Annotated in this window: 13 protein-coding genes; 10 read left to right on the forward strand and 3 right to left on the reverse strand. The window is 70.5% G+C overall.

The annotated features are described in order from the left end of the window. Positions 1 to 288: 288 nt before the first annotated feature. Together FBZ33_RS07345 and FBZ33_RS07350 are read left to right on the forward strand one after the other, a co-directional pair. Positions 289 to 1143 carry an amidohydrolase gene (locus FBZ33_RS07345; RefSeq protein WP_255508744.1) on the forward strand — a complete coding sequence of 285 codons (855 nt, stop codon included), beginning with the start codon at positions 289 to 291 and terminating at the stop codon, positions 1141 to 1143. A gap of 50 nt (positions 1144 to 1193) precedes the next feature. Further along, positions 1194 to 1865: a FadR/GntR family transcriptional regulator gene (locus tag FBZ33_RS07350; RefSeq protein WP_141908455.1), complete on the forward strand. Its 672-nt coding sequence runs from the start codon at positions 1194 to 1196 to the stop codon at positions 1863 to 1865. 53 nt (positions 1866 to 1918) lie between these two features. On the opposite strand, the gene FBZ33_RS07355 is transcribed toward FBZ33_RS07350, so the two are convergent. Then, positions 1919 to 2650 (reverse strand): FadR/GntR family transcriptional regulator, encoded by a 732-nt coding sequence (locus FBZ33_RS07355; protein WP_141908456.1) that lies wholly within the window; start codon positions 2648 to 2650, stop codon positions 1919 to 1921. A 137-nt stretch (positions 2651 to 2787) separates the two neighbouring features. On the opposite strand from FBZ33_RS07355, the gene FBZ33_RS07360 reads away from it, so the two are divergent. The 8 genes from FBZ33_RS07360 (at position 2788) to FBZ33_RS07395 (ending at position 12048) form a co-directional block, all read left to right on the forward strand. Next, positions 2788 to 4413, forward strand: coding sequence for an ABC transporter substrate-binding protein (locus FBZ33_RS07360; protein ID WP_141908457.1), 1626 nt, complete (start codon positions 2788 to 2790; stop codon positions 4411 to 4413). Positions 4414 to 4515: 102 nt separating this feature from the next. Further along, the gene (locus tag FBZ33_RS07365; RefSeq protein WP_088946961.1) at positions 4516 to 5472 is read left to right on the forward strand and encodes an ABC transporter permease; all 957 of its coding nucleotides are present in this window, start codon (positions 4516 to 4518) and stop codon (positions 5470 to 5472) included. Continuing rightward, positions 5472 to 7430, forward strand: a complete 1959-nt coding sequence (locus FBZ33_RS07370; RefSeq protein WP_141908458.1) for a dipeptide/oligopeptide/nickel ABC transporter permease/ATP-binding protein — start codon at positions 5472 to 5474, stop codon at positions 7428 to 7430. Before FBZ33_RS07365 ends, FBZ33_RS07370 begins: the two co-directional genes overlap by 1 nt. Continuing rightward, a complete protein-coding gene (locus FBZ33_RS07375; protein ID WP_088946963.1) occupies positions 7427 to 8500 on the forward strand; it encodes an ABC transporter ATP-binding protein in 1074 nt (357 codons plus the stop codon). Before FBZ33_RS07370 ends, FBZ33_RS07375 begins: the two co-directional genes overlap by 4 nt. Then, on the forward strand, positions 8497 to 9435 hold the full coding sequence (locus FBZ33_RS07380; protein ID WP_141908459.1) for a dihydrodipicolinate synthase family protein: 939 nt from the start codon (positions 8497 to 8499) through the stop codon (positions 9433 to 9435). The genes FBZ33_RS07375 and FBZ33_RS07380 overlap by 4 nt, the downstream gene beginning before the upstream one ends. 11 nt (positions 9436 to 9446) lie before the next feature. Continuing rightward, a complete protein-coding gene (locus FBZ33_RS07385; protein ID WP_255508745.1) occupies positions 9447 to 10385 on the forward strand; it encodes an ROK family protein in 939 nt (312 codons plus the stop codon). Next, on the forward strand, positions 10382 to 11092 hold the full coding sequence (locus tag FBZ33_RS07390; protein WP_141908460.1) for an N-acetylmannosamine-6-phosphate 2-epimerase: 711 nt from the start codon (positions 10382 to 10384) through the stop codon (positions 11090 to 11092). Before FBZ33_RS07385 ends, FBZ33_RS07390 begins: the two co-directional genes overlap by 4 nt. Continuing rightward, complete coding sequence (locus tag FBZ33_RS07395) at positions 11083 to 12048, forward strand: alpha/beta fold hydrolase (protein WP_141908461.1); 966 nt, start codon at positions 11083 to 11085, stop codon at positions 12046 to 12048. Before FBZ33_RS07390 ends, FBZ33_RS07395 begins: the two co-directional genes overlap by 10 nt. A gap of 76 nt (positions 12049 to 12124) precedes the next feature. On the opposite strand, the gene FBZ33_RS07400 is transcribed toward FBZ33_RS07395, so the two are convergent. Both FBZ33_RS07400 and FBZ33_RS07405 read right to left on the reverse strand, forming a co-directional pair. Further along, on the reverse strand, positions 12125 to 12580 hold the full coding sequence (locus FBZ33_RS07400; protein WP_030333674.1) for an Rrf2 family transcriptional regulator: 456 nt from the start codon (positions 12578 to 12580) through the stop codon (positions 12125 to 12127). Between the two features lie 7 nt (positions 12581 to 12587). Continuing rightward, the gene (locus FBZ33_RS07405; RefSeq protein WP_141908462.1) at positions 12588 to 13568 is read right to left on the reverse strand and encodes an AraC family transcriptional regulator; all 981 of its coding nucleotides are present in this window, start codon (positions 13566 to 13568) and stop codon (positions 12588 to 12590) included. Between the last annotated feature and the right edge of the window lie 118 nt (positions 13569 to 13686).

The raw sequence follows: 13686 nt of genomic DNA on the forward strand, positions 1-13686 counted from the left end.
CCTCCTCTATGCCATGGGAGTTAACGTGGGATGTATATTTTTGTCAATGGGCCGAACTGGAAACCCTGGTGAGGTTGCCTGCGATGAAGATCGCGACCTGAATGGTGGATCGCCAGCCCATCTCGGCCTATTGCCTGAACCATCGACAGCTGTTAGACATCAGATGTCCGAGCTCTCAAACCCGGAGACATCCGATGTATGCGGGGTGGTGTTGGTGAAGCTTCTGCGATCACGGCATCGCGGTGCGGACGTGGCCAGCCCCGCGGCGTCAGCCGCGGTGGGGCCTGCGTGCTGACTGTCGACGCGCACCATCACCTCTGGGGGAAACCGCCCGCCTGCGCCTGGCTCGACGACGACCGGATGCGGTCGGTCCGGCGTCCGTTCACAGTGGCCCAGTGGCAGGCGCAACTGCGCGCGGCCGAGGTCGATCGCTCCATCCTCGTGGAGAGTGGGCGATGCGACGAGGCGGAGTCGGAGGACCTGCTCCGGTGGGCGACCGAGGCGCCGCAGATCGCCGGTGTGGTGCTGTGGGCTGACCTGACCGGCCCCGGCTTGGAGGCCCGCATCGCCAGACACCTCCGGCGCTCCGGTGGCGATCGGGTGGTCGGTGTCCGCGCCCAGATCCAGGCCGAGCCGGATCCGGACCATCTGGACCGCCCGGACGTGCGCCATGGCCTCCGTGTCGTTGCGGCAGCCGGGCTGGCCTTCGACCTGTTGGTCCGGGTGGACCAGCTGCCCGCCGCGGCGCGGGCAGCCGCGGCGCTGCCGCACGTCCGCTTCGTCCTCGATCATCTTGGCAAGCCGGAGATCCGGGCGGGTGCGACCGGACTGGCCCGGTGGCGCGGGCCATTCGCGGCGCTGGCCGAGCAGCCCAACGTCACGGCCAAGATGTCCGGCCTGGTGACGGAGGCCGACTGGGTCTCGTGGCGGGCCGACGACCTGCGACCGTTCGTCCGCGAGGCGCTCGATCGTTTCGGGCCGGATCGTTTGATGTTCGGTTCCGACTGGCCACTGTGCCTGCTCGCGGGCAGCTACGGCCGGGTGCGGGCCGCGCTGCACCAGGTGTTGCCGGCGCTGTCCGAGGCGGCCTCACACGCGATCTTCGGAGGCACCGCCGCGCGGGTCTACCGGCTGGCCGTCTGACCCGGCGATCATGGGAACGGGTCCAACCCCGAACATGTGCGGAGGCGGCGATGGCTCTCACCGACGAGGCGATCGGCAAGATCAAGATGATGATCACGTCGGGCGAGCTCGGCCCGGGCGATCGACTGCCGAAGGAGGCGGACCTGGCCCGGCGGCTCGGTCTGTCCCGCAACTCCCTGCGTGAAGCGGTGAAGGCCCTGTCCATCATCCGCATCCTGGATGTCCGCCAGGGTGACGGCACCTACGTCACCAGCCTTGCCCCACAGTTGCTGCTCGACATGCTCAATTTCGTCGTGGACTTCCACCGCGACGACACAGTGCTGGAGTTCCTTGAGGTGCGGCGCATCCTTGAGCCGGCCGCCACGGCGCTGGCCGCGCAGCGGATGGCCGCCGAGGACGTCGCCGGCCTCCAGGCCGTGCTCGACAGCCTCGGCGACACCGACGACGTGGAGGCCCTGGTCGCCAACGATCTGCAGTTCCACCGCCTGATCGCCGTCGGCTCCGGAAACACGGTGCTGTGCTCGCTGCTCGACGGGCTCTCCGGGCCCACCACCCGGGCCCGCATCTGGCGCGGTGTCACCCAGCAGGGCGTCATCAGCCGGACCCGGGAGCAGCATCAGGCGATTGTCGACGCGATCACGATCGGGCACGCCGACCTTGCGCGTTCCTGGGCGACAGTGCACATCGCCGGCGTCGAGGAGTGGCTCCGCAGAGCACTGTGACCGACCATGGCCGCTGACCGGCTTGCGAGTCGTACGGCGATGGCGGTGTCGATTCAGGCCGGCACGACGCGGGCGATGCTCGCCCGGATGGGCGCGTAGTGGTCGGCGATGGCGGCTTGCAGGCCGGCCACGTTGCCGGCCGCGATCGCGTCCACGATTGCCCGGTGACGGTGGGCGGTGATCAGCCGGTCCTCCGGCTCGGTGCGCAGCGTGGGAGCGACGATGGCCTGGACCTGCCAGAACGCCTCGGTCAACTGGAGGATCAGGTCGTTGCCGAGGGGCTCCAGCAACTTCACGTGGAAGGCCCGGTCGACGTCGAGGAAGTCCTTCCCCTGGCCTGCCAGGCTCTCCATCTCGTCGACGAGCGCGGAGAGGGCCACCCGGTGCTCGCCGTCGAGGACGGCGATGACCTGGGCTGCGAGCCCCTGCTCGAGGGTCTGGCGGACATCGACGACCTGCCCCAGCACGTGGTGATCTTCCTCGCCGCTCAGGAGGCCGCGGAAGGTCAGGCCCTCCACGAGGGCGGCGAGGGACATGCGGCCGACGAACGTGCCGTGACCGTGCCGCACCTCGACGATGTCGAGGGCGGAGAGGATCTTGACCGCCTCGCGCACGCTGGACCGGCTGGCGCCGACCGCCTCGCAGAGCTCCGCCTCGGTGGGCAGGATGTTTCCCGGCTTGAGGCGGTTGCGGAGGATGTACTCCTTGATCTTGGTCGCGACTTCCTGCCGGCGGGGACCTGGGCGCTCCGCACCGCGTAGCGGAGTGGCGTCAATGGTCGTCATCTGGCACTTGCCCTTCCCTCACGAATCTGACACGCTCACCCTATCGGCATCAGATGTCAGACGTCAGACCCCATTATCTTCGAATCCCTCAGCGCGAGCGTCACGCGAGCGCATGAAGAGCCTATGGAGGCAGCTACGTGAGCACCACCGTTAAGCCATCGGGGAGTTGGCGCGTCCCCCAGCGTCGGCTCCGCTCGCTGGCCGTCGCTTCCACTGCGGCAACCCTCGCTCTCGGACTGGTCGCGTGCAGCGGCGGGCCGGCTTCGACCAACGCCGTCGAGGGAGGCGGGGGGAAGACCTCCATCGAGACCACCCTGGCGTTCACCCTCTCCAGCGGGTTCGACCCGGGTAACGCCTCGTCGGCGGTGGCGACCGCGGTCAACCAGCACATCTTCGAGGGTCTGATCGATCTAGACCCGGTCACGCGGGAACCCTACCGTGCTCTCGCCAAGGAAGACCCGGTGGCCAGCGCCGACGGGCTCACCTACACCGTCGCGGTGCGTGACGGCGCGAAGTTCTCCGACGGCACCCCGGTCACCGCCGAGGACGTCGCCTGGTCCTTCACCCGGGTCCTCAAGCCGGCGGACCCCAAGGCCCCGCCGCTGATGCAGGGCTTCGTGTCGTTCATCGACTCGGTGACCGCCAAGGACGCGACGACCGCCGAGTTCAAGCTGAAGTACCCGTTCGCCCTGTTCTCCGAGCGGATCTCGGTCATCAAGATCCTGCCGAAGGCGAAGACCGCGGACGCGGCCGCGTCGAAGGCCTTCGACACGGCACCGATCGGCTCCGGCCCCTTCAAGATGGACAGCGCGTCCAAGGAGTCGGGTATCAAGCTCAGCAAGAACCCGAACTACAGCGGGCCCCGTCCGGCCAAGGTCGAGACGATGACCTGGAACACCACCTCCGAGGCCTCCGCGCGGGTGTCGGACCTGCAGGGCGGCCGGGTCCAGGCCATCGAGTCGGTGCCGTACCTGAACGTCGACTCGCTCAAGGACAAGTACACGGTCGACGTGAAGCAGGCCTTCAACCAGGTCTTCCTCATGTTCAACTCGTCTGCGGCGCCGTTCAACGACAAGCGGGTGCGCCAGGCCCTGCACTACGCGATCAACAAGGACGAGGTCATCAAGACCGCGCTCAACGGTTACGGCACGGCGGCGACGAGCTACCTGGACGAGGGCAACAAGGACTACCAGAAGGCCGCCACCGTCTACGACTACAACCTGGAAAAGGCCAAGAGCCTGCTCCAGGAGGCCGGCGTCTCGAACCTGAAGTTCCAGCTCGACACCACGGACAACTCCGCCGTGAAGGATGTCGCCCCGCTGGTCATCGAGCAGTGGAAGAAGATCGGCGTCACCGCCACCCTCAACACCGTGCCGTCCTCGGCCATCTACGGTGACATCGTTCCGAAGGACACCTTCCGGGTCCTGATGGCCACCGGAGACCCCAGCGTCTTCGGCGTCGACACCGACCTGCTGATGCGCTGGTTCTTCTACGGCGAGACCTGGCCGGGCCTGCGCTACCGGTGGAACGCCACCGACCGCAAGGCCATGGCCGACCTGCTCGACAAAGCCGCGCAGACCTCCGACGAGGCGGCCCGCAAGGCCCTGTGGAAGCAGGCTCTGGACAAGGTGGCCGACGAGGTCCCCCTGTACCCGATCCTGCACACCAAGGTCGTCACCGCGTACGACCCCGCGAAGCTCAGCGACTTCTCGGGCGCGGCGACCACCGGCCTGTACTTCCTGGGCAGCAGCCGAAAGGGCTGAGCCCGCTTCGGGGGCCCGGACCCCGGCCCCTAGCGTCCCGCCCAGCCCTGTCCCTTGGGCTGGGCGGGACGTCCCGGCGGCCCTCGACGAAAGAAAGACACCATGCTGAGCGTTCTGAGCCTGGTCACGCGACGACTCCTGACCCTGATACCCCTGGTGCTGGGCATCACGATCTTCGTCTTCGTGATCATGCAGTTCTCCCCGATCGATCCCGCGTTGTCCGTCCTCGGCGACCAGGCAACCGCCGCGCAGGTGGCCGCGTTCAAGGCCGCCAACGGCCTCGACGACCCGCTGCCCCTGCGGTACCTGCACTTCCTGGGCGACCTGCTCCGGGGCGATCTGGGCATGACCTTCCCGCCGTCCGTCCCGGTCGCCGACAAGATCGCCACCGCGCTGCCGCTGACGATCCAGCTGACGGCCCTCGGCATCGTCGGCGCGCTGATCATCGCGTTGGCCCTCGGCATCCCCGCGGCGCTGTACCGCGATCGCTGGCCCGACCAGGTCATCCGGTTCGTCTCGATGGCCGGTATTGCCATGCCGTCGTTCTGGCTGGCCCTCCTGCTCATCCAGGAGTTCTCGGTCCGCCGCCCCGTCTTCCCGACCGGCGGGTACGTCAACCCCGGTGACTCGTTCTCGCTCTGGCTCCAGTCGCTCGCCATGCCGGCGCTCGCTCTCGCCGTCCCGGTCGGCTGCTCACTGGCCAGAATCGTGCGGACGTCGATGGTCGAGGAACTCGACAAGGACTACGTGCGCACCGCCATCGGCGCCGGGCTGCCGCCCCGCGTGGTGGTCGGCCGCAACGTGCTGCGCAACGCGCTCGTCAACCCGCTCACCGTGCTGGGCCTGCGGATCGGCTACCTGCTGGGCGGCACTGTCGTCATCGAGGCCATCTTCTCGCTGCCCGGCATGGGCACCCAGATCATGAGCGCGGTGCAGCAGAACGACACCGCCCTCGCGCAGGGAACCGTGCTGACGATCGCCATCTGCTTCGTCGTCGTGAACCTGGTGGTCGACATCCTCTACCTCTTCGCCAACCCTCGACTGCGCGGAGCCCACTGATGCGTCGAACACTCACCGCCCGGCTGTCGGCTCCCGGCATCGCCTTCAAACGGCTCAGCATCACGGCCCGGATCGCACTGAGCTTCGTCCTGCTCATCGTCGTGGTGGGCATCTTCGCGCCGCTGCTCCTGCGGCACGACCCCGCGCAGGCCGGGCTCGGTGCCGCGCTGACCGGCCCGAACGGCGACTACTGGTTCGGCCTGGACAAGCTCGGACGCGACGTGTTCTCACGGCTGGTCGCCGGCACCCGCCGCTCGTTGATCGTGGGCTTCGGCAGCGCCGGCATCGCCCTGGTGGTCGGCGCGATTCTGGGCGCGCTGGCGGGAACCAGCCGGCCCGCGATCGACGAGGTGGTGATGCGGTGCCTCGACGTCGTCATGGCATTCCCCGCCATCGTGCTCTCCGCCCTGCTGATCATCTCCTTCGGCAAGAACAGCCTCGTGGTCCTCGTGGTCGCGATCGGGTTCGTCTTCGTGCCCTCGATCGCGCGCATCGTGCGCGCCAACGTGCTCTCGCAGTACCGGGAGGACTACGTCGCGGCCGAACGGATCATCGGTGCCCGACGGCCGCACATCCTCTGGCGGCACATCCTGCGCAACTGCGCCGCCCCGATCCTCGTCTTCGTCACCGTCATGGTGGCCGACGCGATCGTGTTCGAGGCGTCCCTCTCCTTCATCGGTGGCGGGCTCGCGCCCCAGGAGGCGGCGTCCTCGTGGGGTTCGGTGATCGCCTTCGGCAAGGAGATGGTGCAGATCGGTGGCTGGTGGGCCACGTTCTTCCCCGGCCTGCTGATCCTGCTGACCGTGCTCGCCCTGAACGTGCTCTCCGAGGGGATGTCCGACGCCTGGGCCGCCCCGGCGGCGCGGCGTGCCACCGCGACGAAGGTCGGCGACGCGCAGGAGGAGGCGCAGCCCGGCTCCGGTGAGGTGGTGCAGCTGCCCGGCCTGGCCGAGGCAGCGCAGCGGCTGCGCGAGCGGGCCCGTCCGCTCCCGCAGGGTGAGCCCGTCCTGGAGGTCCGGAACCTGTCCATCGGGTTCGAGGGGCGCCACCGGGGCGTCGACATCGTCGACGACCTGACCTTCGACGTCCGCCCCGGCGAGGTGATGGGCCTGGTGGGAGAGTCCGGCTCGGGCAAGTCCCTGACCTCGCTCGCCGTGATGGGCCTGCTGCCGCAGGGCGCACGGGTCCGAGGCGAGGTCCGCTTCGCGGGCACCGACCTGCTGACGATGAGCACCAAACGACGTCGTGCCCTGATGGGCCGCGAGATCGCGATGGTCTACCAGGACGCCCTCTCGGCGTTGAACCCCTCACTGCGCGTCGGCCCCCAGCTCGCCCAGATGATCAGCCGAGGCGGCACCCGGTCGGCTGAGGAGCTGATGGACCTGGTGGGCCTGGACGCACGGCGCACCCTGTCCGCGTACCCGCATGAGCTGTCCGGCGGGCAGCGGCAGCGCGTGGTGATCGCCATGGCGCTGTCCCGAGACCCGCGCCTGATCATCGCCGACGAGCCGACCACCGCGCTCGACGTCACCGTCCAGGCGCAGGTCATGGAGCTGCTGCTGCGGCTGCGCGGCCAGTTGGGCTTCGCGTTGATCCTGGTCAGCCACGACCTGGCGCTGGTCAGCGACGTCGCGGACCGCGTCGTGGTGATGTACGGCGGGCAGATCATCGAGAGCGGCGTCACCGCCGACGTGGTCGGCGCGCCGGCACACCACTACGCCCGGGGTCTCCTCGGCTCCGTCCTCTCCCTTGAGGCCGGTGCGGAACGGCTCACCCAGATCCGTGGCGTGGTGCCGTCGCCGGCCGACTTCCCGGCGGGATGCCGGTTCGCTGATCGCTGCCCCATGGCGACCGAGGTCTGCCGGACGGAGACGCCCCGCCTGGAGGGCGACTCCAACCACCGGTACGCCTGTCACCACCCGGCCGTGACCGTCAGGGAAGAGGAGCTGGCCCGATGAGTGCGACATCCCCGCGCGACTCGATCGTCGAGCTACGCGACGTGCACGTGGTTCACCGCACCCGCGGTGGCGGCCTGTTCGGCCGCGAGCGGGTGTACGCCCTCACCGGCGCGGACCTGACCGTGCGTACCGGCGAGACCATCGGGGTCGTCGGTGAGTCCGGCTGCGGCAAGTCCACGATGGCCAAGGTGCTGGTGGGCCTCCAGCGACCGACGAGCGGCACTGTCGCCTTCGCCGGCAAGGAAGTCTGGTCGATGAACGCGTCGGAACGACGGCAGCACATCGGTGCCGGCGTCGGCATGATCTTCCAGGATCCGGCCACGTCGCTGAACCGGCGCATGCCGGTCCGCGACATCCTGCGCGATCCGCTCGACGTGCACCGCCGTGGCACCCGCAAGCAGCGTGAGGAGCGGGTCAACGAGCTGATGGCCCTGGTGGGGCTGCCCCGGTCGGTCGCCGACGTCCTGCCGAGCCAGCTCTCCGGTGGCCAACGCCAGCGGGTGTCCATCGCGCGTGCCCTCGCCCTGGAGCCGGGCCTGGTCATCGCCGACGAGCCCACCAGCGCCCTCGACGTGTCGGTGCGGGCGCAGATCCTCAACCTGCTCCTGGACCTCAAGGAGCGTCTGAACCTGGCGATGGTCTTCGTCTCGCACGACATCCAGACGGTCAAGCGGATCAGTGACCGCGTGGTCACCATGTACCTCGGCCGGATCGTGGAGCAGACACCCGCCGCCGGGCTTCCCGAGGTCGCGCAGCACCCGTACACGCGGGCGCTCTTCTCGGCCACGCCGGGTCTGCTCTCGCCCCTGGATCCCATCCCGCTCGTCGGCCCCGTCCCGCTCGCCACCAAGCCGCCGACCGGATGCCCGTTCCGCACCCGGTGCTGGAAGGCGACCGACGGCTGCGCCATCGAGATGCCGCCGGTCCGGTCGGGCGACGGTGGCGCCGGCTCCCACGAGTTCCGGTGTTACCACCCCGTACCCGCTGGATCCAGCAACACGGAGCTGGTCGAGCTCGCCAGAGCAGCGACCGGCCGCACCACCCCCCTACATCTCGAGGAGACAGCGTGACCACCCCTGCCCCGCGGTTCGCCGGAGTCGTGCCGCCGGTCGTCACCCCTTTGACCGAGGAGGGTGCGGTCGACGTCGCCTCCCTGGAGCGGATCATCGAGCGGATGCTCAGCGCAGGCGTCGACGGCATCTTCGCCCTCGGCAGCTCCGGCGAGACCGTCTTCCTCACCGACAGCCAGCGGGACCAGGCTCTCGAGGTCGTCGTGAAGACCGTCGCGGGCGCCGTACCGGTCATCGCCGGCTGCATCGAGCCGACCACGCGCCGGGTCCTCGACCGGGCCGACGCGTCGACGCGCCTGGGCGTCGACGGCCTGGTGGCCACGGCACCCTTCTACGCCATCGTCGGCCCGTACGAGGTCGAGCGTCACTTCCGGTCGCTCGCCGCGTCGGTCGAGCTTCCCCTGCTGGCGTACGACATTCCCGTCTGCGTGCACACCAAGCTCTCCCCGGGTCTGCTGAGCCAGCTGGCGGTGGAAGGCGTCCTCGCGGGTGTCAAGGACTCCAGTGGCGACGACGTCGCCTTCCGTCAGCTGGTGCTGGCGATCACGGAACGCGCGCCGGACGCCGGTTTCAGCCTGTTGACCGGGCACGAGGTGGTGGTCGACGCGATGATGCTCGCGGGCGCCTCCGGCTCGGTTCCCGGCCTGGCCAACGTGGACCCGGCGGGCTACGTGCGACTGCACCGGGCGTGCGTGAACGGCGACTGGGACACCGCCCGCGTGGAGCAGGACCGACTGACCCGGTTGTTCCGGATCGTCGACGCGGCCGACCCGGCGACGGCGGCGGGGGCGACCCGGGGCGTGGGCGCGTTCAAGACCGCCCTGGCCCTGCTCGGCGTCATCGACAGCAACACCGTGTCACTTCCGATGCGGCCGCTCGACGCCGACGAAACGGCGCGGGTTCGTGCCCAGCTGGAACTGGCGGGGCTGCTCTAGCCATGTCCAAGGTGCGCAAGCCCCCGGTCGTCGACGAGGCGGTAGCCGCGCTCGACATCGGGGGCACCAAGACGGCTGCCGCCCTCGTCACGAGGCAGGGCGAGGTCGTCCACCGGGCCACGGCCCCCACCCCTGGTCGGGCCGGGGCGACCGCCATCCTCGACACCGCGGCCGATCTCGTCGATCGGTTGCGGGCTAGGGCGACGGGGACACGCGTCCGTGCCGTCGGAGTCGGTAGTGCCGGAGTGATCGACCACCGGACGGGCCTGGTGCTCTCGGCCACCGACGCCCTGGCCGGTTGGGCCGGCACGGATCTGCGACGACGACTGCGCGAGCTGCTGGACCTGCCCGTCGCGGTGATCAACGACGTGCACGCGCACGCCCTCGGCGAGACGCGCCACGGGGTGGCCGCCGGCCACCAGACGACGCTCTTTCTCGCGGTCGGCACCGGCATCGGCGCCTCGTTCGTCGTCGACGGCACCGTGCTGGCCGGCGCCCACTCCGCGGCCGGGCACGCCGGCCACCAGCCGTCGCCGTACGCCGGGCAGTTGCCCTGCACCTGCGGCGGGCAGGGACACCTGGAGGCGATCGCGTCCGGGCCCGGCCTCGCCCAGGAGTACGCGCGGCGTACCGGCCAACCGGTCGACGACCTGCGGTCGGTGGCCGCGCGCGCAGCCGACGGCGACGCGACGGCCCGGGAGGTGGTCCTGCTGGGCGGGGCTGCCGTGGGCTCGGCTGTCGGCGGACTGGTCAACATGCTCGATCCCGCTGCCGTCGTCATCGGCGGCGGGGTCGCCGGCCTCGGTGACCTCTGGTGGCAGGCACTTCGGGACGCCGTGCGGCGGGAGACGTTGCCCAGCCTGGTCGACGTGCCCGTGCTGGCCTCGACCCTCGGATCGGACGCCCCACTGCTCGGCGCCGCGTCACTCGCCTGGGAGGGCACCGAATGAACAAGCTGATCGCGCATCTCCGTCACCGCCTCGTCGTCTCCTGCCAGGCGTACCCCGGTGAGCCGATGCGCACCCCGGACACGATGCGCCGGGTCGCCCTCGCCGCCGCCAAGGGCGGTGCCGCCGGCATCCGCGCCCAGGGTGTGGCGGACATCGCGGCCATCCGGGAGGCGGTCGACCTCCCGCTCATCGGGCTGTGGAAGGACGGCGACGACGACGTCTTCATCACCCCCACGCTGGAGCACGCGCTGGCCGTGGCACGGGCGGGCGCGCACGTCGTCGCGCTCGACGGCACCGCACGGCCCCGGCCCGACGGCCGAACCCTCGCTGACACCATCGCCGCCGTCCACGAACTGACCGGGGCTCTGGTGATGGCCGACTGCTCCACGCTCGGCGAGGGCATCGCCGCCGCGGCGGCGGGCGCCGATCTGGTCGGCACCACCCTTTCCGGCTACACCGCGTACACCAGCAAGCAGCCCGGCCCCGACCTGGACCTGGTTGCTCAGCTCGCCACCGCGATCGACGTGCCGGTGATCGCGGAGGGTCGGATCCACACCCCGGCCCAGGCGGCGCAGGCGCTGCGGGCCGGGGCGTGGGCGGTGGTGGTGGGCACCGCGATCACCCACCCCAGCACCATCACCGGCTGGTTCGCGTCGGCGATGGCGAACGCCAACCCTGCTGCGACGGAGGCCAAGCTGTGGCTTTGAGCGATCTCACCCTCGCCGAATGCTGGGCGTACCGACCCGATCTGGCTGTTCCGGAGGACCTGGACGCCTTCTGGGAGCGGACACTTCGCGTCGACGAACCAGCGGAGGCGACGTACGAGCCCGTCGACACCGGTCTCACCCAGATCCGCACCTGGTCGGTCACCGTCGCTGGCTACGGCGGCGAGCCGGTGCACGGCTGGCTGCACCTGCCGACGAATGCCACCGGGCCGTTGCCCTGCGTGGTCGAGTATCTCGGGTACGGCCGTGGTCGTGGCCTGCCACACGAGAAACTGTTCTGGGCCTCGGCGGGCTTCGCGCACCTCATCATGGACACCCGGGGTCAGGGCTGGAGTGCCGCGCCCGGCGACACCGCCGACCCGCACCGCTATCCGGCGGGCAGTGTTCCGGGTTTCCTCACCCGGGGGGTCACCAGCCCGGAGGACTTCTACTACCGCAGGCTGATCACCGACGCGGTCCGGTTCGCCCAGGCTGCCCGGGAGCATCCCGCCGTCGACCCCGACCGGGTCGTCGTCACCGGCATCAGCCAGGGCGGTGGCCTCTCGCTGACGGTGGCCGCGCTGTTCCCGGAGGTGGCGGCCGCCATGCCCGACGTGCCCTTCCTGTGTGACTTCCCGCGCGCCGTCCAGGTCGCCGGTCAGGGTCCCTACGGCGAGGTCGCCGGATATCTCGCGCTTCACCGGGGTCAGAGCAGCCAGGTATTCCGTACGTTGTCGTACGTCGACGCCGCCGTGCTCGCACCCGGCGCGACAGCGCCCGCGCTGTTCTCCATCGCGATGATGGACCAGATCTGCCCGCCCTCGACCTGCTTCGCCGCCTACCACCGCTACGGCGGTGACAAGGAGGTGCGCGTGTACGAGTTCAACGACCACGAAGGTGGCGAGGCGCACCACCAGCTCGAACAGCTCGCCTGGCTGCACAAGCTCTTCGGCCGCTGAGGCGCTGAGGCGTTGAGGCGCTGAGGCCTGAGGCGTTGAGGCGCTGAGGGCTTGCGGACAGGGCCGCCGGTTGGCGTCAGCGCGGCTCCCAGGCGTCGGGCAACGCGGTGAGCTTGCGGACGTGGGCGGGCAGCCGACCGCTGACGATCTCGGCGAGGCTCACCTCGTCGACGACCCGGCGCACGGCGGCGCGCACCGCCACCCACAGGCCGGGCAGGTTCTCCGCCGAACCCTCGTACCGGGTCTCCTCGGGGCGCAGCCCGCGTACGCCGGCGAGCGGGCCCTCGACGGCCCGTAGCACCGCGCCGACGGTCACCTCGCGCGGCGGTCGGGCCAGCGTGTAGCCGCCCTCGGCGCCGCGCTGGGCGCGCACGATGCCGGCCCGGCGCAGATCCGCCAGGACCGCCTCCAGGAACTTGCGAGGCATGTCCTGCTCGGCGGCGATGGCCTGGGTGGACAGCAGCGAGGGGTACGCGGTGGCGAGGCTCAGCGCTGCCCGTACCGCGTAGTCGCCGCGCGCGGAGATCTGCACAGTGTCATCATGCCCGCCCGGTGCCGTTGGCCGGTGTGGTGGGCGACCCGGGTCGCGTGGTGTGAGAACCGTTGGCCGATCCGCCGACGGGGAAACCGCCGCCGTTGGCGCCCGTCGGCTCGGCCGGCGGTCGGGGCCGGATCACCCGGGCGGCCGGTTGGTCGCGCGCGGCCCGGAACGCACCGGGGCTGACGCCGACCTCCCGGGTGAAGAAGCGACCGAAGTTCGTGGGCTCGGAGAAGCCGAGGTGCCGGCCGATCTGGGCGATCGGCTGGTCGGTCGCGGCGAGGAGTCGGCCGGCCTGCAACGCGACGCGCTCGTCGATGACCTGCTTGGCGCTGCGACCGGTGACGGCCAGGCAGGCCCGGGTCAGGGTCCGCACCGAGCAGCGGAGCTCAGCCGCGTAATCCTCCACCCGGCGGGTGTGCGCGTAGCTGTGCTCCACCTCCCGGCAGAACCGGTGGAACGTCTCGTCCTCGGGGCGGGGCGTCGACCGGTCGGCACTGCCCAGGGCCAGCCGCAGCAGCAGCACGGCCAGTTGGTGGCGGAGCAGCGCGCGGGCGGCGACGGTGTCGGGGTGCCGCTGGCAGTCCACCACCAGTTGGCTCACCTCGGTGATCACCGCGTCCTCGTCCTCGCCGGCCAACTGCCGCCAGGTCACCGGTGTGTCCAGGTCGACGTCGAAGCCGCGCAGCGCCTCCGGGTCCCAGGCGACCACTGTCGCGTCGAACTGCGGACCGGAGCAGCGCAGCACCTGGCCGGCGCGGACCCGCAGCAGCGTGCCGGGCCGACAGGGCAACGGGTGAAAGTCGGGTTCGGCGTCGCCGTGCCCACGCGTGGTGAGGATCAGCAGCTCCCGCTCGACGATCACGGGCCGACGCCAGCGCGGGTCAGGGGAGAGGTCGGCCAACGCGAACGTGGCTATCTCGTCGGGGACGGGTGACGCCGTTCCGATCGGTGGCGCGGGGGAGGGACCGGTGGAGACCATCGCCTGCGACGGTAGCCCGAACCGCAGGTCACCGCATCCCGATCGACGCGCACAGCGAAGTCGGCGCGTCGATGCGGGCTTGTCGCGATCCTCGTGGCCGGGCTACGTTACCCGGCGG

This window comes from Micromonospora sp. A202 (genome assembly GCF_006715105.1).
GTDB lineage: Bacteria > Actinomycetota > Actinomycetes > Mycobacteriales > Micromonosporaceae > Micromonospora > Micromonospora zamorensis.